The following is a 19,697-nucleotide window of genomic DNA, read 5'->3' on the forward strand; positions in this document are numbered from 1 at the left end:
CCTGCAGAAGCACCGATGGGGGTAGGTACCATCTAGTTCAGAAAAACCCACAAACCAGCTGGGTTTTTCTGACTCAGATGGTACCTACCGTGTTATGAACCGGCGACGCCGGCCTCGAAGATGGCGTGAATGAACTGCTCGGTCCACTCCACCATGGCATCATCGACCAGGTCTTTACCCCCAACAGCGGACGTCTTGGGGCGGGGCACCAGAATCTGCCAGTTCTCGGTGCCCGGAATCTGACGGTACTGGGCACCCGGATACATGCGATCCAGCCGCATCTGGCGCGATTCTGGCAGATCATTGACCGGGAAGAAACGAACCTTGGGGCCCATAGCTACAATCTCGGTCAGCCCCACAGCGCGAGCGCGGTGGCGAAGAGCCGCGACCTTGAAAAGGTTCTCAACCGGAGCAGGTGGGGTGCCGTACCGGTCTACCAGTTCTTCGCGAGCCTCAGCTAGCTCCTCGGCAGTCTGGGCCTGGGCAATCTGGCGGTAGGCCGATAGACGCAGACGCTCTGAACTCACATAGTCATGCGGCATGTGGGCGTTGACCGGAAGATCCACCTTAATCTCGGCAGGTGCCTCTTCCTTCTCACCGTGCTGGAAGTTAGCCACAGCCTCACCCACCAGACGCAGGTAGAGGTCAAAACCAACACCGGCGATATGGCCGGACTGTTCGCCGCCCAGCAGGTTACCGGCACCGCGAATTTCCAGGTCTTTCATGGCTAGGCGCATACCGGCGCCCAGCTCATTGTGGGTTGCTACCGCCTTCAGGCGCTCGTGGGCGACCTCGGTCAGTACCTTCTCAGCCGGGTAGAGGAAGTAGGCGTAGGCGCGCTCGCGGCCGCGCCCCACGCGTCCGCGCAGCTGGTGAAGCTGGGACAGACCATAGTTCTGGGCCTGATCAACGATCAGGGTGTTGGCGTTGGAGATATCTAGGCCGGTTTCAACGATGGTGGTCGATACCAGCACATCGAACTTGCGTTCCCAGAAGTCCACGATAATTTTTTCCAGGCGGGATTCGCTCATGCGCCCGTGGGCCACGGCAATGCGGGCCTCGGGGACCAGCTTCTGGATCTCGTTGGCGGTCTCTTCAATGCTAGAAACCCGGTTGTGGACCACGAAGACCTGGCCTTCGCGCATGAGCTCGCGGCGGATTGCGGCGGTGATTTGCTTGTCGGTGCGGGGGCCGACGAAGGTGAGGACGGGGTGGCGTTCCTCGGGCGGCGTAGCCAGGGTGGACGTCTCCCGGATGCCGGTCAGCGACATCTCCAGGGTTCGCGGAATGGGGGTGGCGCTCATGGCTAGAACATCCACGTTGGTGCGCATGGTCTTGAGCTTTTCCTTGTGCTCTACGCCGAAGCGCTGCTCCTCGTCGATGATGACCAGGCCCAGGTCCTTCCAGTCCACCGACTCGGAAAGGATGCGGTGGGTTCCCACAACTACGTCCACCGACCCGTTCTTAATACCCTCGGCAATTTCAGCTGATTCCTTGGCCTTTTGGAAGCGGGAGAGCACCTTGATAGAGACGGGGAAGCCTGAGAATCGCTCGGTGAAGGTTTCGTAGTGCTGCTGGGCGAGCAGGGTGGTGGGAACGAGGACGGCCACCTGCTTGCCGTCCTGCACAGCCTTGAAAGCTGCGCGCACAGCGATTTCGGTCTTGCCGTAGCCCACGTCGCCTGAGATGAGGCGGTCCATGGGGATTTCCTTCTCCATGTCGGCTTTGACCTCGTTGATGGCGGAGAGCTGGTCGGGAGTCTCGTTATAGGGGAATGCCTCTTCGAGTTCCCGTTGCCAGGGGGTGTCGGGCCCGAAGGCGTGACCGCGGGAGGCCTGGCGGGCTGAGTAGAGTTTAATCAGGTCAGCTGCGATTTCCTTAACAGCTTTGCGGGCCTTGGACTTGGTTTTAGCCCAGTCTGAGCCACCCATTTTCGAGAGTACCGGGGCATCTCCGCCCACATAGTTTGAGACCTGGTCTAGCTGGTCGGAGGGCACGAAGAGACGGTCCTTGGGCCCGCCCCGCTTCGAGGGGGCGTATTCCAGAACCAGATATTCCTTCATAGGCTTGGGCTGGCCCGGAGTAACTGTGGCCCCGGCGATAGGGCGCTGGATCAGTTCAACGAACTGGCCGATACCGTGCTGCTCGTGCACCACGTAGTCACCGGCTGACAGGCTCATGGGGTCGACCGCGTTCTTGCGGCGGCGTACGGGCAGCTTGCCGCTACGCAGGTCACGGGTGGCGTAGGGGCTGGTGCGGCCCAGAATATCGGCTTCGGTCAGCAGGCCCAGCTTCTCGCAGTCCATCATGAAGCCGCGCCCCATGGAGGCGGTGGTCATCTCGATAATGCCGGGCTCTGGCAGATCGGTCAGGGACTCTACGCGGGAGGCCGGTATCTCTGCTTCCTGGAAGAGGTCGAGCAGGCGGGTGAGCGGGCCGGGGCCGTCGGTGACCACGGTGATGCGCCAGCCGTCCTTCACCTTTTTTCCGACTTCGGTCAGTAGCTCGGTGACGTTACCCGAATAAGTGTGGGGGGCGCGGGCAGCAAGCTGCACTGAATCGATGCCGTCGTCAATGGCGTCGTCCACGCCCAGAGCCGTGATAGCCCACCAACCAAAGCCCTTAGCGAGGGCGGTTTCTCGCAGGGAAGCGATGGTGCGGAAGCTACCGGCGCTCAGACCGTCGGGTCCATTGGCCCCCAGGTCAATGGGGGCGTCCGTGCTCTCTGTCACCGAGTCCCAGGCCGCGAGCAGGAACTCTTCGTTGGTCGTTACTAAATCGGTTGCACGAGAGCGTACCTTTTCAGGTTCGATGATGACGGGCAAAGAGCCAGCGGGCAGATGATCCAGCAGGGTGACCATATCGTCGACCAGCAGAGGGATGAGGGATTCCATGCCTTCGACGTAGATACCGCCGGCAATTTTTTCGAGCATGGCGGCAGCCCCGGGGAAGGACCCTTTGAGTCGGGCAGCCCGGCTCATCACAGCGGGGGTAATGAGAAGCTCGCGGCAGGGGGGAGCAAGCAGCTCTGTGGGGTGGTCTTTGCCGGGTAAAGTACGCTGGTCAGCAACCGAGAACCAGCGGATATTTTCAACCTCGTCCCCGAAGAATTCAATGCGGGCAGGGTGGGCAGCGGTCGGTGAGAAAATATCGATGATACCGCCGCGTACAGCAAATTCCCCGCGTTTAGACACCAGGTCAACGCGGGAATAGGCAGCTGAAGCGAGAGATTTAACTAAGGAATCAAAATCCTGTTCCTCGCCCACGCGTAAGGTCACCGGCTGCATGTTCTCTAACCCTGCAACTAGAGGCTGCAGCACCGAACGGATGGGGGCTACCACAATGCGAGGGGCGGACGCGCCCCCCTCGGCAAGAGCGCGCAAGACCGACAGGCGCTGGCCCACGGTATCGCTACGAGGCGAAAGGCGCTCGTGGGGCAGGGTTTCCCAGGCTGGGAAGAGCTGGGCCTGGCCGTCTTCCATCAGGGCGCCCAAGGCAGTGACAGTATCTTCAGCTTCACGATCGGTGGCGGTCACAGCAAGCAGGACGGGCTGGGTCGGCTGGCTCTGAGCGGCAAGCTGTTGGGCTATACCTGCAAGAAGAAAAGGGCGCGCCCCGTCAGGGGAACCAATCAGAAATTCATCCAGGCGGGCTTTGAGGTCTGCACCTGCCTGGGTGATGATTGCTGTGTAGCTGGGTTCATGGGTGAGGGCTTGAGAAAGGCCGCTCAGTGACATCTTCGCTCCCCTGGGGTAAGGCCGGTTGGTGTAGGTTCCATTATCCCATAGGGCCCTCTAGACCCGCAGTCTCTAGAGCCCACCGGGCAGGTAAGGACCCACGATAAGGCACCTACCAACAGCAAGTAATACAGATGTGATAAACACCAATACTATTTTTGAACAAAACTATTCTTGTCCCTATAAGTTACTACCGCGTAACCCCATATTTTCCATCTAAGGCTATTACCCCTGCCAGGTGCCAACCGGTAGTATGAAGTGACCAGCAAAGCGCCCTGGTAGAACCCCACTCCATTCGCACGGAGAACCAGCAGACTTTGCTCCAACCCACGCACCACAACTTTTAGGGACTGAATGAAACGATTAGGGATACCCCTCTCTTCTGCCCTGCGCGCCTCTAGCCTGCGCACCGGCGTCCTTGCCCTGTGCGCTAGCGCCACTCTCGCCCTAGCCGCCTGCGGCTCGTCGGCAGAGAATGAAGTAGCTTCAGCGAGCGCGTCCAGCACCACGACCACCGCCGAAGCCACCAATAGCGCAGGCGAAACCTTGACCGAAAACTTCGCAGGCTCCGAAGCTCTTGCCGAAGCCAGTGAAGCTACCGTAGACACGGAAGAAGTTCAAACCGCCGAGCAGCTTTACAGCGACGTCCAAGGAGCCCTAGCAGGTATCGAGCCGGCCAGCACCTCAATATCACAAGAAGATACTTCAAGCGATATCGCAGGCGACACCGAAAGCGTACAGGCCAACGAGAACGCGGTTGAAAGCTACGTCTCCGCCGAAACCACATCACAGCTTGAAGCAGCGGCTACCGGCACGGCCCTGGATCAGTACCTGGCCACAGCTACCGAATACGCTCTCTCCGGCTGGCGGGTGGAGGGAAAATCCACCCTTGTAGGGAGTCCGCGCCTTGCCGAAGGTAGCTACGAGGGGCAGCCCGCCAAGATTCTTGAAGTATGCCTCGATTCCTCCCAGGTCAAGGTAGTGGACGAAAACAACAAGCCTGTCAGTGAACCCCAGTTCACCCGCTCACTCAACATTTTCACTCTGATAGAAGACAAGGGAGCCTGGAAAATCGCTTCCCATGACTTCCCCAACAACGCAGATTGCTAAACACACATGAAAAAACCCTCACTATTGACGAAGATCGCTGTCGGTGCGCTTGCTCTGGGGCTTGGCGTTTCCGTCATTCCCGGTGCTATCGCCACCGATGAATACGTGGCCAATGGCCTCAGCAGCGAAACCGCAGCAGCCTCCTGCTGGGAAATCAAACAGAACGATCCCGAATCAAAGTCAGGAGCCTACTGGCTCTGGACCGATGAGATGGACGCCCCTGCCCAGTTCTACTGCGACCAGGAAACTGACGGTGGCGGCTGGGTCATGATTGGTCGGGGCCGTGAAGGCTGGAGCGAAAACTACGCCGGTAAGGGCGACCCCCGACAGCTAGCCACTAACCCCGATGGTACGGATGCCTTCTCCCCCGTCCAGCTACCTTCACAGACCGTCGATGCCCTCCTCGGTGAGACTAAGGTTCAAGATCTTGAAGACGGCGTCCGCTTCTACCGGGCCGGTAACGCTACCGGTAGCGTTTGGCAGAATATGTACGCTAAGCGCACCAAGACCGAGAAGTGGTCCTGGACCCTCTCTGCCTACCACCCCTGGGAAAATATTCGCTACGATAACGACCCTGCCCTAGGCCCTGACCGCAGCTACCCGGAGTCCATCAACCGTATCTCTAACAATAATGACTACTACTACGCCAATAATTTTTACGGGCGGAGCAACCAGTCCTGGAAAATTGGTTTTGCTTACGGACGGCTGATTCAGGGAACCGATACGGCAACCTCCTATCTCTGGTCCCCCCGACAGGCCGGTTACGCCATTCCCTTTACCCAGGTTTTTCTGCGCCCCAAGCTCACCCAGGCAGATTTGAAGCTCAGTGACATTGCAGATAGCGGAAGCCAAGAAAAAAGTCAGCTGGCCCTGCCGGCCAGCTTCTCTTCCCGCCTGATCTGGCGCACCAGCGCTGAGAGTGGCACCGGATCCACCAGCGAGCTCAATACCCGGGTTCAGGCCATTAACCAGCTAGGTAGCACGGTCTACACCGGCGGCGACTTCGCTTTCGTGGAGAACGCTACCACCGGGGAGAAGGTCCAGCAGAAGTTTATTGCCGGTTACGATGTCATCAGCGGTGAGCTGGTACGCACCTTTACCCCCCAGCTCAATGGCCAGGTCAAGGCTATCTCCCCGCTACCTAACGGCAAACTAGCTGTGGGTGGTGAATTTACCAGGGTCAATGGTCAGCCTGCCAACGGTTTTGTCATACTTGACCCGGTCACCGGCGCTACCGATACCTCCCTGGGCTGGGACGTGGTAAACCGTAATGCCAGCGGCGTTTCCTCTGTTAAGTCCATTACCTTAGAGGGGGGCTATGTCTATATCGGGGGCACCTTTACCCACGTTAAGGGGGCTACCTCCGCAACCTACGCCTACTCTAAGAACATTGCCCGCTTCCGCCTGAAAGACAACTCTGTAGACTGGTCCTGGCGTCCTGTCACTAACGGAACCGTAAACGGCATTTCAGCTAATCAGGATGGCGTTGCCCTGGCCGGTTACTTCTCTAGCGTCAATAACCAGCGGGCCTGGAAGCTGGCCTACCTCAATACCACCACTGGGGCCCTGGCCCAGCAGTGGGAGTGGACTCTCTCCCATCGGGCCTCCAACCCTACCCCCCGTGACGGTTTCCAGTTCGATGTGCAGGATGCCGGTTCAACCATCTGGGCCGCAGGCGCAGAACACCTCCTGGCCCAGTACAAGAAAGACAAGCTAGCTGAACGTCCTACCACCTATATCACCAAGAGCGGTGGCGACTTCCAAGACCTATCCATGAACAAGGGCGTGCTCTATGCCGCCTGCCACTGCGGGGACTGGATCTACTCCGGCGCAAACACTTTCGATAACCCTTGGACTGCCCCCACCTACAAGGGTGTTAACACCATTCGCCTGATTAGCGCCTTTGATGCTCAGACCGGCGAAATTCTGCCCCAGTTCAACCCCAGTCTGCAAGGAGCTAAGGGCCACGGTGTCTGGGCTTCCTTTACCGACTCCACCGGCACCCTCTGGGTAGGCGGTGACATCACTCGCTCCCTGGGCTATAACGGAGTACAACAGACTGTGGGCTTTGCCCGCTACGCCCCGCTTGATTCCTCTCCGCCAGGCAGTGCAAGTAATCTGGCTGTCACCAGTGACGGGCAGACCGACACCCTGACCTGGACGGGCGTGTCAGAAAAGGGCGTTACCTACCAGATTCTGCGCGATAACCGGGTTATCGCTTCCACCTCAGAGACCAGCTACAAGCTGCCCACCACTGAGGAGGCCCGTTACTTTGTACGCGTTGCAGATGCAGCCGGTAACCTCTCTGCTTCTACCCCGGTAGCTGTAGCCGCCCAACCTGTCCCCACCCCGGATCCCACCTTAGATTCTAGGCCGGAGGCACCGGTAGAACCTACAGCTGAACCAAGCGCTGAGGCCACCAGCGAGGCTGTTGCGGAGCCGACCGCTCAAGCCACTACCGCAGCTCCGTCCGCTGAACCCACGGCTACTGCAAGCGTCAAGCCCATCGAAGAGATTACCGAGGAACCCGTTCCCCCGGTTGTTGAAGAGAACCCGGCTCCTGCTGAACCGGTAGCACCGGCTGAACCTGCCAAGCCGGCCGACCAGCAGGTCATCTCCTCCGGTGATAACTGGAATGTGGCCTTCTACCTGACCAATGAGTACGACAAGACCTGGCGTAACACCACCTACGCCTACAACACTGCCCGCCAGTGGTATGTTGCCCCTACCTCCATTGGCTGGGGGGAATTCTCCCTGGCAACCCGCCTGCAGTTTGCCTACTACAGTCAGCCCATGTCGATGTTCCTGCGTAAGGAGCTAGAGCTGTCACCGCAGGCTAACCAGGAATTGGTCTTGACCACCTACGCCGATGACGGTATCGCTATCTACGTCAATGGCCGGGAGGTCAATCGCACCAACCTGATGGCCAGTGCCGCACCTAACACTCCGGCCCAGCGCCCTGTTGAGTATTCCCTGGCCAAGGCTAGCCCCATTACCGTGGTTATTCCTGCCAGCCAGCTCAACCAGGGTAAGAATGTGATTGCTGTTGAGGTTCATTCTTACCGTCGCTCCCAGAGTGCCACCTTCGATATGGAAGCGGTGCTCCGTAGCAAGTAGGTAGGACCTGCCTCCCACCCCACCCAGCTGTGGCCTGTGTTCTCTGAGCACAGGCCACAAAGTTTTGTTGAAGGTCATAGTTTGTGGGCTAGTTTTCATCTATTGTCGGCATATTTATTCACCTAGAATTAAATATTCGAGCATGTCGCTCTGCAGGGGTAGCCTGTTTTCTTGTCCAGCGAAGCAGCCTGTCTCTGCCCGACGCCTTGCCCCTTTTAAGTTTTATCTTCAAGGATTTACCAGGGTTTATGACCAGCACGCGCACTGTAGCCCCCCGTGGCTTTAGGGAAACACTGAAACAGCTCAACTCTGCCCAAAAATCAGGGGCTGGGGTTCCTGCCTATACCCGCTGGGTCAACCGTCGCATTGCCCGTATTTTTGCAGCTTGTGCGGTCAAGTTTGGGCTTGGCCCCAACGGAGTCACTACCCTAAGCGCCAGTGTTTCTGTACTGGGTATGGTCCTGATGATTTTCTTCCCACCTTCACTACTCCAGGGCCTGGGCGCGGCCCTACTTTTTGCCCTGGGCTATGCCCTAGATTCAGCGGACGGCCAGGTAGCTCGCGTAACGGGGGCGTCCTCCCCCGCCGGTGAGTGGCTTGACCACGTGGTTGATGCTATGCGCACCCCCGCTATGCATCTGACTATTCTGGTGGCCTTTATCAAGTACCCGGCAGCTTTTCCCTTTACCGGCTGGTCGCTCTGGTGGCTACCTCTGGCCTTCACCGTGCTGGTGACCGGGCATTTTATGAGTCAGATTCTGGCTGAGCAGCTGCGTAACAACCGGGGCACTGCGGCCCCAGCAACCGGTGGAACCCTCCGTTCTTTCCTCAACCTGCATATGGACGCCGGCACCTTCTGTTGGATTTTCGTTTTCTGGGGCACCGGTTTTGGCTTTGTGCTGGTCTATGGTCTGCTCTTTGCTGCCAACGCCGCCACCGTCCTGCTGTCCATGCGTCGTAAGTTCGTCACGCTCTCCCAACCGGCAGGTGCCTAATGCAGAGTGTTTCCGTCATTATCGCCACCAACGGCAAGCGTCCTGAGCTACTGCGTACCGCGGTTACCGCTCTATTCGACCAGACCTACACCGGTCATGTTGAGGTGCTGGTAGTCTTTGACCACGTTGATATCGACCCTCTCACCGACGTCCTTGTGCCTGAGAACCGCTCCCTGCGCACTATCCCCAACGCCCGCCCCCAGGGCTTGGCCGGTGGCCGCAACACCGGTATTGAGGCAGCAACCGGAGAGATTCTTGGCTTCTGCGACGACGATGACTACTGGCTGCCCACAAAACTCGCTGACCAGCTAGAGCTGTGGGAGCGTCACTCTCACGCCATCGCTATTTCTTCGGGTATTCGTGTGCGCTCCGGCGGTAAGGATATCGACCGGTTTGCCCCTGCCCGCGCTACCTTTACAGATTTTCTCCGCTCGCGCATTACTGAGATTCATCCCTCGGCAATGCTCTACCGCAGGTCAGATTTGGTAGGACGCGTGGGGCTGGTTGATGAGGACTTACCAGCTGCTTACGGTGAAGACTACGACCTGCTTCTGCGTGCCACTAAGTTCGGTGATATCTACTCGGTGGAAAAGCCCCTGGTACTGATTCTTTGGGATCGGCCGTCTTTCTTTGCCGGTAAGTGGGAGAACATGGCCGCGGGTCTTACCTACCTACTCCGCAAGTTCCCCGAATTTGAGACCGACCCCAAGGGTCTGGCCCGTATTTCGGGGCAGATTGCCTTTATTCATGCAGCTTTGGGCAACAAAAAGCTCTCCCTGGCCTACGTGCGCGCCACCCTGCGTCGTGATCCCACCCAGCTACGTGCCTGGGCAGCGCTTCCTGTTGCCCTGGGGCTGGTGAGCCCCTCAGCTCTTCTGGCAGCTGTCAATAAGACTGGTCGAGGCCTTTAAAACTCATGGCCGTGCTGACTCCAACTCACCGCCACAATCGCTTCTTATCAGCCGTGGCCCCCACGGCCGGGGCGCCCCTGCCCGCATGGCCTATCCTGGTGTTGCTCTACGGCTTTCCCCTCGTCTGGGCCATGGGTCTCATGCAGTTTGCCCCCACCATTCTTGCTGCCTGCATGATTGTGCTCATGGTCATGCGACGCCATGTACTGGTGCACTCAACCATGTGGATCTGGTGTGCGCTCATGTTCTGGGGGGTGGTCTGCCTTGTCTCCATAGACACGGCCTCAGACTTCCTGGGCTGGTTCCAACGCTACATGAACATCTTTAACGTCGGTGTCTATACCCTCTACTTTTTCAATGCCCGCGAGCGCGTGCCCAACCACCTTATGCTGGGCGGTTTACTGACCATCTGGTTCACCTTGGTGATTTTGGGGTACTTAGCTTTGGCTTTCCCGGATTTCCGGCTGCCGACTCCCATGAGCTTTATTGTGCCAGGTTCCCTGCTCAATAATGAGCTGGTTAGGGACTATGTGCTACCGCCTATGGCTGAGGTTCAGTGGCCCTGGGGGGCTGAAGAGGCTTATGTCCGCCCTTCTGCCCCCTTCCCCTACGCTAATTCCTGGGGTTTGGCCTATGCCCTGCTGACCCCGGTGGTGTTTGCAGTCATAACCGGTGTTCATTCTAGGAAGATTCAGCTGGGTCTGGCAGTGGCGGTGATCCTGTCACTGGTGCCGGCTGTGGCCACTTCTAACCGGGGCATGTTTATTGGTCTTGGTTCTGCCTGCGCCTATGTGCTCTTGCGACTTCTGCTCAAGGGCAACTGGCCGGCCTTCGGCCTGGGGGTGCTTTTAGCTGCGGGGGCAGTAACCTATCTGCTGGCTTCCGGGGCGGTCAGCCAGATTCTGGGCCGTCAGGAGTACTCTGACTCTACTGGTGGTCGGGCTTCTCTTTATGAGCTGACCTTTGAGTATACTCTGCGTTCTCCCCTGGTGGGCTACGGCACCTCTAAGATGGCCGATAGTGTGGGGGTTTCTATGGGCACCCAGGGGCAGGTCTGGGCGCTCATGTTCTGCTTTGGCTTTGTGGGGCTGGGGCTTTTTCTGCTCTACCTTATCGCTGTTCTGGTCAATACCTGGAATGTGGCTTCGCTGACCGGCATGTGGGTTCATTCGGTGACTGTCGCAGCTTTGGCAGTGATTTTCTTCTATTCTTTTGACGTTATTCAGCTGACCGTCCTGATGCTGTCGGTGGCTTTGATGATGCGCTCTCGCATGTACGGGGAGGGGCTTTAGTGGCTAGGTCTCTTGCCCGGAGCGGTGCTTTTTCATCGCTCTATGTGATCTACGGTTCTGCCGCGGCTTTTGCGGCTACCTTGCTTGTTTCTAACGGCTCGGGCCAGGCCGGGGCGGGTGCTTTCTTCCAGCTTATGGCCTTCTTGGCGCTTACTACCTCCCTCTGTGTTTTTGGGGCCGATACCGGCCTGGTGCGGGCCATGAGCGCCCAGCGGGCTGTGGGCCGTTATTCCAGTCTTCCGCGCTTGATGCGGTTTGCTTTTGGCCCGGCAACCGTCAGTGCCCTGGTCTTAGCTATGGTGGCCCTGCTCTGTGCCCTACCGGCGATAACGCCGGGGTTGAGCGCGGACGTCCGCGCTGCGGTGCTCATCTCTGCCCCCTTTGTGCTGGTTTCGGTCTGGATGACCCTGTGCTTTGGGGCCTTACGGGGGCTTGGGCACACGGTGGAGTTCACCTTCTTGCAGTCGGCCCTGCTACCGACCCTACGGCTTGGGGCCCTACTACTGGCTGTAACTTTCTCGGGCGCTATCGCCTACCTGGCCCTTGCTTGGGCTCTGCCCTTGCTGGTGGTTTTTGCGGTGGCAGCACTGTGGGTGTGGAAATATATGCCCCAGCAGGAGGACATTCCCACCTACCAGGCCAAGCACCTGGCGGTTGAGCAGGTGCCCCCTACCGCTGTAGCCGCGCCTGAGTCTGCCCGCTCTTTCTGGGCTTTTAGCTCAGCTCGCGGCATCTCGGCCATGGTCGAAGCTCTCCTCGAGTGGATTGACGTGTTGTTGATCGGTCTCTTCCTGGGGCCTGCTGCCAGCGGCGTCTACGGGGCTGTCAACCGCTGTGTGCGGGTGGGGGCCATGGTGGAGCACACTGCCCGTGTGGTCACTGGCCCCGAGATTTCAGCGGCTATGGCCACCGGCGACCGGGAGCGGGCCCGTCAGATTTTTGTTTCTGCCACCCGTATTCTCATTGCTGTTGGCTGGCCCTTCTTCATCACTCTCGCTGCCTTCGGCCCGGTGCTTTTGGGTTTCTTCGGCTATGGTTTTAGCGCTGGTGCCCCACTTTTCTACATCATCGGGGCTGCCATGCTGGTGCAGATGGCAGCAGGCGGGGTGCAGTCGGTTCTGCTCATGAGCGGACGCGCCCGCTGGCAGCTCTACAACAAGCTGTCTGCTCTCGCGGTGGCGCTTGTGCTGAACCTGACGCTTATACCGCTCTGGGGTCTTGCTGGGGCGGCGACCGCCTGGGCGGTAGCCGTCCTGACCGACTGCGGTCTAGCTACTGCCCAGGTCTACGGCAAGCTGGGTATCCGCCCGCGCCTCGGTGAGGTGCTACCGGTGATGCTCCTTGCAGCCCTGACACCAGGGCTGGGGGCAGCAACCGCGGTGTTTATCTGGGGGCAAAGCCTGCTAGCCTTAGCTACCTATGCCTTGCTTCTTATCCCTCTCTATTTAGTTCTCATCTATCGCTTCCGCCAAGCAATCGGCCTTGAAACACTCGTCACATCAGTCACTCGCAAACTTCGCCGCTAGGCTCTCACACTCTAGGGAAGGAACCCACATGGAACGCTCCTCACGAGCCCGCGCCAACGAACAGCAGGCAACCCCTATTTCGCTGGGGGCAGCCGTCCGCCGCATCTTGCGCCACAAGATCGTTGTGCTCATCAGTACTCTCATCTTCGCTGCCCTGGGCGCGGTAGCCGGCCTGGCCCTACCCCACTCGTATGAGTCCAAGGCCGTCGTCAACGTCACCCAGCCCAGTGCAGGTGCTACTGGTCTGCGAGCTGCCCTCAATTCCATCGATATGGATACCGAAGAGGCCATTGCCTCCTCCCGAGTGGTCCTGCAGGCTGCTGCCGATGAGCTAGGTATGGACGTAGCCGATCTCAAGGATCAGGTCACCGCAGCGGGGCATTCCAACAGCACCATTCTCGACATCATCGTCAACACCGACGATGCCCAGAAGTCCGCCGATATTGCCAACACCGTTGCCCGCGCCTACCTGGCTTACCGTTCCGATACTCTGCGTGCCAGCCGCGAAGAGACCCGAGAGAACATCGATGCCGTCTCTAACGGCATGGATAAGGCCCTGGTCGACCAGGCCGTCCTGGCCCTAGAGGCAACCTCTACCGATAGTGGCACCATTATCTCAGAAGCCCAGGTGCCCGATGCACCCTCAAACTTCAGCCTGGCGCAGACCATCTTCATCGGCGCTGCTATGGGTCTACTCATCGGCATCTTCGCAGCCTACGTGGTCGACCGCACCAACCGTACCCTGGGCTACTCAGAGCGCCTCTCAGAAATCTCAGGTTCTCCGGTCTCCGTCATCGCCCGGGGCGCCGAAAACGAATCAGCTACCCAGCTACTACGCCGCATCGGTGTAGCAGACGGACGCCTCAAGAACGCAGACCTGCGCGGCATCACCATCTTCTCCCCCACCCCCCGCGCAGCTGCCTCCCTCACTTCCCTACTTGCGGGCGTCCTCACCGATAGCAACTACACCATCGCTGATGCTGCCACCTTCAATGCCCTGGGGCTAGAAAACCTCAAGGACCATATCAAGCAGAACGCTCCTGTCATCATCGATGCGCCCGCATCGGCGTCTACCTCCAAGGTTCTTCTGGCTGCCGATCACACCCGCGTCCTTCTGCTGCCCTTTACGTCCAAGAGCACCGTTAAGAGTGCCCAGCGGCTCTTCGACGAGCTAACCCCGGCCAGCTCCACCAGGGTCATTCCCGTCTACTTCGACACCCCCACCCAGAAATAAACAGCCATGAAAGTACTCCTTACCGCAAGCGCTGGTGGCCACCTAGCCCAGCTCATTGCTCTGGATAAGTTCTGGAAGGAACATGACCGAGCTTGGGCCACTTTTGAACTACCCGAGGTCAAAGCGGCCTTAGAGGGCGAGCGCACCTACTGGGTGCATTTCCCCACCACCCGTAACATCCCCAACGCTATCCGCAACATCGGGGTAGCCTGGCGGGTGCTACGTAAGGAACGACCCGATGCGGTGGTCTCAACCGGCGCTGCTGTTGCAGTGCCCTTCTTCTTGATCGCCAAGCTCTTAGGCATCAAAACTGTCTTCATTGAGGCCTATGACCGTATCACCTTGCCCACCCTTACCGGTCGCATGTGCTACCCCATGAGCGACCTCTTTGTGGTGCAATGGGAAGAACAGAAAAAAACCTTCCCTGAAGCCGTCAATATCGGCCATATTCTCTAGGAGGCTGTCGTGACAGAAAACCCGAGCTCTGACAACGCTCAGCCCAAGGTCTACGACCTGGTTGTGTCTCTGGGAACCGACCACCACCATTTTGACCGGCTGATCCAGTGGGTTGATGCCTACCTGGCTGATCACCCCGAGGTCACTGCCCTGGTCCAGCACGGCTTCACTGCCCCGCCCCAGCACGCGGACGCCGTTGAGCGTATGCCCCGCGCTGATTTACTTGATCTGTACCGTACTGCCAAGGTGGTGCTGGTTCAGGGAGGGCCCGGCTCTATTCTTGATGCTCGTGAAATAGGGGCTATCCCTTTGGCTGTCCCCCGTGTAGCCGAGCTCAATGAGGTTGTTGATAACCACCAGGTAGAGTTCTCCCGGGTCATGGAGACCCACGGTGAAGCTATCGTGGTGACCAGTCCCGAGGACCTTCGGAATAAGCTCGATGCGGCCTTTGCCGATCCTGGTTCCCTGCGCGGCACCTACCGGGTGCCCGGTAGTGACCAGGCCTCAGATAATCTCTCGGCCGAGCTAGAAGCCCTCGGAACCGCCTATAACAGCGGCTTTATCCGCCGAACCGCCCAGATTATCGCCGGATTCCGCTCTCAGTAAGCAAGGCCGTCCCACGCTTTCATGCCCTCAACCCGACCCCGTAGAATAGGGCACGACCCTTTTATCACCGCCCCTGAAAGAGAGAGCCCATGGCTGTTCAGAGTTCAACCACCATCAATGCTTCCATCGACAACGTGATTCGCGCTTTTGCGGACGAGAACTTCGCTCGCTTCGCCAGCGAAAAGGTCCGTATCTCCTTCGAGTCCTTCTCCGTTGACGGTGACCCCGCCGGTGCTTTCACCGCCACCACCGTGCGCGCAATCCCCGCTGATCGCATCCCCGACATGGCTAAGAAGCTCCCCGGTGTTTCTAACGGTGTGACTGTTTCTCAGGTTGACCGTGTCTCAGCCCCCGCAGCGGACGGCTCCCGCACCGTGGTTTCCGAGGTGACCGTCAAGGGCATTCCCGTCACCGGCAATGCAACCCAGACTCTGACCCCCGCAGGTGAGACCACCGAAGTTAAGGTTGACGGTGAGGTCAAGTGCTCCATTCCCCTGGTCGGCAAGAAAATCGCTGCTGCCGCTGAGCCCCAGATTGGCCGCGTTTTCTCAGCCCTGGGCACCAGCGCTGAAGAGTACATCAAGGCTAACTACTAAGAGCTTTTAGATACCAAGGACGCCCCGCTCTCCACTCCCCTCTACTGGGGAACGAGGGCGGGGCGTCCTTGTATTATGTGATACTCGGTTTAGGCCGCTGCTGCTACAGGGGTGTTCAGCGCTTCGAGTGCCGCACGCAGCTTGGTGCTGGAGGTGTGGGCGGTGTAGGGGAAGTAAACCACCTGCACGCCAACCTCAGCGAAGCGGTTTTCCAGGTCGATGCCGCGCTGGGTGCCCTTCCAGTCGTCGCCCTTGAAGAAGGTGTTGAAGCGTACCTGTTCCCAGGTTTCGAGCTTGTCGACCACGGTTTCAGCGCGGACTTCGTCCACGAAGTCGATATGGGAGACGATTTCCATGCGCTCGGCCAGCGGCACGATGGGCTTGCGGCCCTTGGTAAGTTCGAGCATCTCGTCGGAGACTACCCCGGCGATGAGGTAGTCACAGTTCTTCTTGGCCTGGCGCAGGATGTTGAGGTGGCCGACATGGAAAAGGTCGAAGGCGCCGGCGGCATAGCCAATGTTCATAGGTCCCCCAGAGTGTGCGTGTGGGCGCGGTGCGAACGCGCTAGTACAGGTGTGCTTCTCTACTTAACCCTACGTTAAGGTGGGGAACAGGGTAAGGACAGCACCGGGGGCACTTTGGGGGACAGCCCAGGTCAGGGCGTGGTTGGGGTAACAGGGAAACCCACCCCCTTACGCCCGGTGAGGCGGACGCTGGAGGTGGGTTCTGTGCGCTGAGCTGGGATTTTATGCCGGGTTAGACGGCTGCTTCTTTGGTGGCTTCTTCGGCCGCTACCCAGGAGAGCATGGCGCATTTCACGCGGGCTACGAACTTGGAAACACCGGCAAAGGCGGCGGCATCACCAAGGACTTCTTCGTCAGGTTCAACCTGGCCACGGGAGCGGAGCATTTCGCGGAAGTCGTCGACGAGCTTCTGGAATTCTTGGGTGCTCATGCCGGGGGCCATTTCTGAGAGTACGGAGGCTGCGGCCATAGAGATGGAGCAGCCGTCGCCTTCCCAGGAGATGGAGTCGATGGTGTTCCCGTCGTCATTGAGGATGACGCGTAGGTTGATTTCGTCGCCGCAGGTGGGGTTGTACTGGTGGTTGGTTGCGGCGCGGGTTCCGTCAGCGGGGTCGATGAGGCCCTCGCCAGATCGCTGCTTGGAGTGTTCCAGAATGATTTGCTGGTAGAGCTGTTCAAGGCCGCTCATAGTCGGTGTCCTTCTTTCACGGTGTGGTGGCTAGTTGCGCTTATCTTTAGTCGGTGTAGCCGAAGTAGCGGCGCACCTTAGCGAGTTCTTCGATGAAGCGTTCTACGTCGTCGGTGGTGTTGTAGATGTAGGCGCTGGCGCGGGTTGAGGCGGTGATGCCAAGAGCCCGGTGTAGGGGCTGGGCGCAGTGGTGGCCTACGCGCACGGCGATACCTTTTTCGTCGAGAAGCTGGCCGACGTCGTGGGGGTGCACGCCGTCGACGTGCACCGAGGTGAGTCCAGCTCGGGGCTGGCCTGCTGCCGGGCCGATGAGGCGGACGCCGGGGATCGAGCTTACGCCGTCGGCAAGGAGCTGGCCGAGCTTGGATTCCCAGGCATGCACCTGCTCCATGCCCAGGTGCTGGAGGTAGCGTACGGCTTCAGCCCAGGCTACGGCCTGGGAAACGCGCTGGGTTCCTGCCTCAAATTTGATGGGGGCGGGCATCCATTCGGCTTCGGTCATGGTGACCTTGGTGATCATGGAGCCGCCGGTGAGGAAAGGGGGCATGGCTTCAAGCAGCTCGTTTCGGCCATAGAGGGCTCCGATACCGGTGGGAGCGAGCATCTTGTGGGCAGAGAAAGCAGCGAAGTCCACACCGAGTTTTTTAACGTCAACGGGCATGTGGGGTACCGACTGGCAGGCATCCAGCACGGTGAGGGCCCCGACCTTCTTGGCGAGTGAGACCATGAAGTCGACGTCAGTGATAGAGCCTGCCACGTTGGAGACATGGGTAAAGGCGAGGACGCGGGTGCGGTCGGTGACGATTGACTCGGCAGCTTCGTAGTCGATGAGACCCTCGTCGGTGACAGGGATGTAGCGTAGGGTGGCGCCGGTTCGGGCTGTCAGAATCTGCCAGGGGATGACGTTGGCGTGGTGTTCCTGCTCGGTGGTGACGATTTCGTCGCCCTCTCCCAGCGCAAAGCGGGCGGCGGCATCCCCACCGATTCCGGCGGACGCGTTGCCGAAGGAGTAGGTGAGCAGGTTGAGGGCTTCGGTGGCGTTGGAGGTCCAGACCAGCTCATTTTCGGCGGCGCCGACGAAGGAGGCGACGGTGCGGCGGGCGTCCTCGAAGGCGTCGGTAGCGTCAACGGCGAGGGTGTGGGCGCCGCGGTGGACGGCTGAGTTCGCACCGAGGTAATAGTTACGTTCGGCGTCGAGAACCTGCAGGGGGTTTTGGCTGGTAGCTCCGGTGTCGAGGTAGGCCAGCGGGTGGCCGTTGACCTCGCGGCTGAGGATGGGGTAGTCCTTGCGCAGGTCGGTGACGAGTTCGTTGGTGAGCTCTGCGCCGGCGGGAGTGCGGTAGCTGCTGGCCACTGTCTTTGCCTTTCCGTTGGGTACGCCTGGTATAACGGCATGTTTTTCTAGCCTATTCCCTGCCGGGCGGAATTGGTAGTTAGGCTACGCTATACGGCTTTCATACCAGCCATTAGCCTCACCCGTCTTAGGAAGCTGCGTGGTAGCGCTGCTGGGCAGCCAGCAGCCCCTCTTTAATCAGCATTTCGGTGGCGTCAGCTGCATTAGAAATAAGGAAAGGCAAATCCTTCTTCTCCGATGTTGTGAAGGGCTTCAGCACAAAATCGGCGGTCTGCATCTGGCCTGGAGGGCGACCGATGCCTGTACGCACTCGGTAGTAGTTCTTAGTCCCCAGAGCCTTGCTAATATCGCGCAAACCGTTATGGCCGCCCTCTCCCCCACCGATTTTCAGCTTGATGGAATCGAAGGGAATATCGAGCTCATCGTGCACCACGATGATTTTTTCAGGGTCGATACCGTAGAACTGGGCCAGGGCAGAGACGGGCCCACCCGATACGTTCATGTAGGTCAGGGGCTTTGCCAGCACAACTTTCGCGCCCCCCACCCCCAGACGTCCTTCTAGGACCTGGGCACGGGCCTTGCTGTGCTTTTTGAAGTTACCGCCCACAACTACAGCCAGTTCATCGAGCACCATCTGCCCAATATTGTGACGGGTTGCTGCGTATTCGGTGCCGGGGTTACCCAGACCTACGATCAGCCATGCATCTGACATATTTTCGCCCTTCCTACGGCGCAAGAATGCGGTAAGCATGTAAAGAGTCTATCGAGTGAAGAAGGCCCGCACCGTCGTTGACTACGGTACGGGCCTTACAAAGAGGTGAGTTAGCTATAGAGCTTACTTAGCTTCGTCTACCTGAGCGTCTGCTTCTGCGCCTTCGGGAGCGTTCTCGCCTTCTTCGCCAACCTCGGGTACGTCGAGTTCCTCGGGCTCGGAGATGTTAACAACCAGCAGTTCTGCATCTGCTACGAGGGTAACGCCGGCGGGCAGTTCAACGTCAGAAGCGTGAACGTGGGCGCCTGCTTCGCGGCCTTCGATGTTAACAACGAGAGCTTCGGGTGCCTTCAGGGCGTCTGCCTCAACGAGCAGAGCGGTTTCTTCCTGGTTTGCAACGGCGCCAACGGCGGGCTCGCCTTCAACGTGTACGGGAACCTCGATTTCAACGCGCTCGCCACGCTTAACGGTCAGCAGGTCGATGTGCTGCAGTTCGGGGCGGATGGGGTGGCGCTGGATGTCCTTGATCATGGCCAGGTGTGAGTCACCTTCGATGTCGAGGTCGAGAATTGCGTTGGGGACGCGGGCTGCCAGGGTGGTTGCGTGACCGGGCAGTACGACGTGCTTGGGCTCTTCGCCGTGGCCGTAGATGACGGCGGGGATGTCACCGGCCATACGGATGCGGCGGGCGTAGCCCTTACCGAAGTCGGTGCGGACGGTTGCGGAAATCTTGATGGTCTCTGACATGAGGGCCATCCTTTCTATGGTTAGTTGTCGATGCGCCAAGTGGTGTAGTGAACTGGCGCCAGAAATCGCTTTCTAACCAGCCACCGTCAGTT

At 59.1% G+C, this 19,697-nt stretch carries 16 protein-coding genes; 10 read left to right on the forward strand and 6 right to left on the reverse strand.

Annotated features, from left to right (window positions below; translation table 11 throughout):
- Window positions 1-92: 92 nt before the first annotated feature.
- Complete coding sequence (gene mfd / locus ACFP6B_RS05335; protein ID WP_377127771.1) at window positions 93-3,737, reverse strand: transcription-repair coupling factor; 3,645 nt, start codon at window positions 3,735-3,737, stop codon at window positions 93-95.
- A 354-nt stretch (window positions 3,738-4,091) separates the two neighbouring features.
- Here mfd and ACFP6B_RS05340 point away from each other — a divergent pair, with 354 nt between their 5' ends.
- The 10 genes from ACFP6B_RS05340 (at window position 4,092) to ACFP6B_RS05385 (ending at window position 15,580) form a co-directional block, all read left to right on the forward strand.
- Window positions 4,092-4,847, forward strand: a complete 756-nt coding sequence (locus ACFP6B_RS05340; RefSeq protein WP_377127774.1) for a hypothetical protein — start codon at window positions 4,092-4,094, stop codon at window positions 4,845-4,847.
- Between the two features lie 24 nt (window positions 4,848-4,871).
- On the forward strand, window positions 4,872-7,964 hold the full coding sequence (locus ACFP6B_RS05345; RefSeq protein WP_377127777.1) for a fibrinogen-like YCDxxxxGGGW domain-containing protein: 3,093 nt from the start codon (window positions 4,872-4,874) through the stop codon (window positions 7,962-7,964).
- 248 nt (window positions 7,965-8,212) lie between these two features.
- On the forward strand, window positions 8,213-8,959 hold the full coding sequence (locus ACFP6B_RS05350; RefSeq protein WP_377127780.1) for a CDP-alcohol phosphatidyltransferase family protein: 747 nt from the start codon (window positions 8,213-8,215) through the stop codon (window positions 8,957-8,959).
- On the forward strand, window positions 8,959-9,870 hold the full coding sequence (locus ACFP6B_RS05355; protein ID WP_377127783.1) for a glycosyltransferase family 2 protein: 912 nt from the start codon (window positions 8,959-8,961) through the stop codon (window positions 9,868-9,870). The genes ACFP6B_RS05350 and ACFP6B_RS05355 overlap by 1 nt, the downstream gene beginning before the upstream one ends.
- Before the next feature lie 5 nt (window positions 9,871-9,875).
- Window positions 9,876-11,162 carry an O-antigen ligase domain-containing protein gene (locus tag ACFP6B_RS05360; protein ID WP_377127785.1) on the forward strand — a complete coding sequence of 429 codons (1,287 nt, stop codon included), beginning with the start codon at window positions 9,876-9,878 and terminating at the stop codon, window positions 11,160-11,162.
- Window positions 11,162-12,688 (forward strand): lipopolysaccharide biosynthesis protein, encoded by a 1,527-nt coding sequence (locus tag ACFP6B_RS05365; RefSeq protein WP_377127788.1) that lies wholly within the window; start codon window positions 11,162-11,164, stop codon window positions 12,686-12,688. The genes ACFP6B_RS05360 and ACFP6B_RS05365 overlap by 1 nt, the downstream gene beginning before the upstream one ends.
- A gap of 28 nt (window positions 12,689-12,716) precedes the next feature.
- On the forward strand, window positions 12,717-13,922 hold the full coding sequence (locus ACFP6B_RS05370; protein WP_377127791.1) for a YveK family protein: 1,206 nt from the start codon (window positions 12,717-12,719) through the stop codon (window positions 13,920-13,922).
- A gap of 6 nt (window positions 13,923-13,928) precedes the next feature.
- On the forward strand, window positions 13,929-14,378 hold the full coding sequence (gene pssD / locus ACFP6B_RS05375; RefSeq protein WP_377127794.1) for a PssD/Cps14F family polysaccharide biosynthesis glycosyltransferase: 450 nt from the start codon (window positions 13,929-13,931) through the stop codon (window positions 14,376-14,378).
- 9 nt (window positions 14,379-14,387) lie between these two features.
- Window positions 14,388-14,984: a glycosyltransferase gene (locus ACFP6B_RS05380; protein ID WP_377127797.1), complete on the forward strand. Its 597-nt coding sequence runs from the start codon at window positions 14,388-14,390 to the stop codon at window positions 14,982-14,984.
- Window positions 14,985-15,073: 89 nt separating this feature from the next.
- The gene (locus tag ACFP6B_RS05385) at window positions 15,074-15,580 is read left to right on the forward strand and encodes a DUF2505 domain-containing protein (protein ID WP_135010995.1); all 507 of its coding nucleotides are present in this window, start codon (window positions 15,074-15,076) and stop codon (window positions 15,578-15,580) included.
- 89 nt (window positions 15,581-15,669) lie between these two features.
- Here ACFP6B_RS05385 and ACFP6B_RS05390 read toward each other — a convergent pair whose 3' ends face one another.
- The 5 genes from ACFP6B_RS05390 to ACFP6B_RS05410 all read right to left on the reverse strand — a co-directional run bounded on the left by ACFP6B_RS05390 (window position 15,670) and on the right by ACFP6B_RS05410 (window position 19,605).
- A complete protein-coding gene (locus ACFP6B_RS05390; protein WP_237198666.1) occupies window positions 15,670-16,104 on the reverse strand; it encodes an adenylyltransferase/cytidyltransferase family protein in 435 nt (144 codons plus the stop codon).
- Window positions 16,105-16,336: 232 nt separating this feature from the next.
- Window positions 16,337-16,792: a Fe-S cluster assembly sulfur transfer protein SufU gene (gene sufU, locus ACFP6B_RS05395; RefSeq protein ID WP_237198667.1), complete on the reverse strand. Its 456-nt coding sequence runs from the start codon at window positions 16,790-16,792 to the stop codon at window positions 16,337-16,339.
- Window positions 16,793-16,838: 46 nt separating this feature from the next.
- Window positions 16,839-18,146 (reverse strand): SufS family cysteine desulfurase, encoded by a 1,308-nt coding sequence (locus ACFP6B_RS05400; RefSeq protein WP_377127802.1) that lies wholly within the window; start codon window positions 18,144-18,146, stop codon window positions 16,839-16,841.
- A gap of 127 nt (window positions 18,147-18,273) precedes the next feature.
- Window positions 18,274-18,858 carry an aminoacyl-tRNA hydrolase gene (gene pth / locus ACFP6B_RS05405; RefSeq protein ID WP_377127805.1) on the reverse strand — a complete coding sequence of 195 codons (585 nt, stop codon included), beginning with the start codon at window positions 18,856-18,858 and terminating at the stop codon, window positions 18,274-18,276.
- Between the two features lie 123 nt (window positions 18,859-18,981).
- Window positions 18,982-19,605: a 50S ribosomal protein L25/general stress protein Ctc gene (locus tag ACFP6B_RS05410; RefSeq protein ID WP_237187101.1), complete on the reverse strand. Its 624-nt coding sequence runs from the start codon at window positions 19,603-19,605 to the stop codon at window positions 18,982-18,984.
- Window positions 19,606-19,697: the final 92 nt, after the last annotated feature.

The organism is Rothia nasimurium, assembly GCF_042660305.1.
Taxonomy (GTDB): domain Bacteria; phylum Actinomycetota; class Actinomycetes; order Actinomycetales; family Micrococcaceae; genus Rothia; species Rothia nasimurium.

Coding starts and splice junctions, on each gene's coding strand:
- pth (WP_377127805.1), bottom strand. CDS start 18,858: ATGTCAGATGCATGGCTGATCGTAGGTCTGGGTAACCCCGGCACCGAA.
- ACFP6B_RS05360 (WP_377127785.1), top strand. CDS start 9,876: ATGGCCGTGCTGACTCCAACTCACCGCCACAATCGCTTCTTATCAGCC.
- ACFP6B_RS05385 (WP_135010995.1), top strand. CDS start 15,074: ATGGCTGTTCAGAGTTCAACCACCATCAATGCTTCCATCGACAACGTG.
- ACFP6B_RS05410 (WP_237187101.1), bottom strand. CDS start 19,605: ATGTCAGAGACCATCAAGATTTCCGCAACCGTCCGCACCGACTTCGGT.
- ACFP6B_RS05370 (WP_377127791.1), top strand. CDS start 12,717: ATGGAACGCTCCTCACGAGCCCGCGCCAACGAACAGCAGGCAACCCCT.
- sufU (WP_237198667.1), bottom strand. CDS start 16,792: ATGAGCGGCCTTGAACAGCTCTACCAGCAAATCATTCTGGAACACTCC.
- ACFP6B_RS05355 (WP_377127783.1), top strand. CDS start 8,959: ATGCAGAGTGTTTCCGTCATTATCGCCACCAACGGCAAGCGTCCTGAG.
- mfd (WP_377127771.1), bottom strand. CDS start 3,737: ATGTCACTGAGCGGCCTTTCTCAAGCCCTCACCCATGAACCCAGCTAC.
- ACFP6B_RS05340 (WP_377127774.1), top strand. CDS start 4,092: ATGAAACGATTAGGGATACCCCTCTCTTCTGCCCTGCGCGCCTCTAGC.
- pssD (WP_377127794.1), top strand. CDS start 13,929: ATGAAAGTACTCCTTACCGCAAGCGCTGGTGGCCACCTAGCCCAGCTC.
- ACFP6B_RS05390 (WP_237198666.1), bottom strand. CDS start 16,104: ATGAACATTGGCTATGCCGCCGGCGCCTTCGACCTTTTCCATGTCGGC.
- ACFP6B_RS05350 (WP_377127780.1), top strand. CDS start 8,213: ATGACCAGCACGCGCACTGTAGCCCCCCGTGGCTTTAGGGAAACACTG.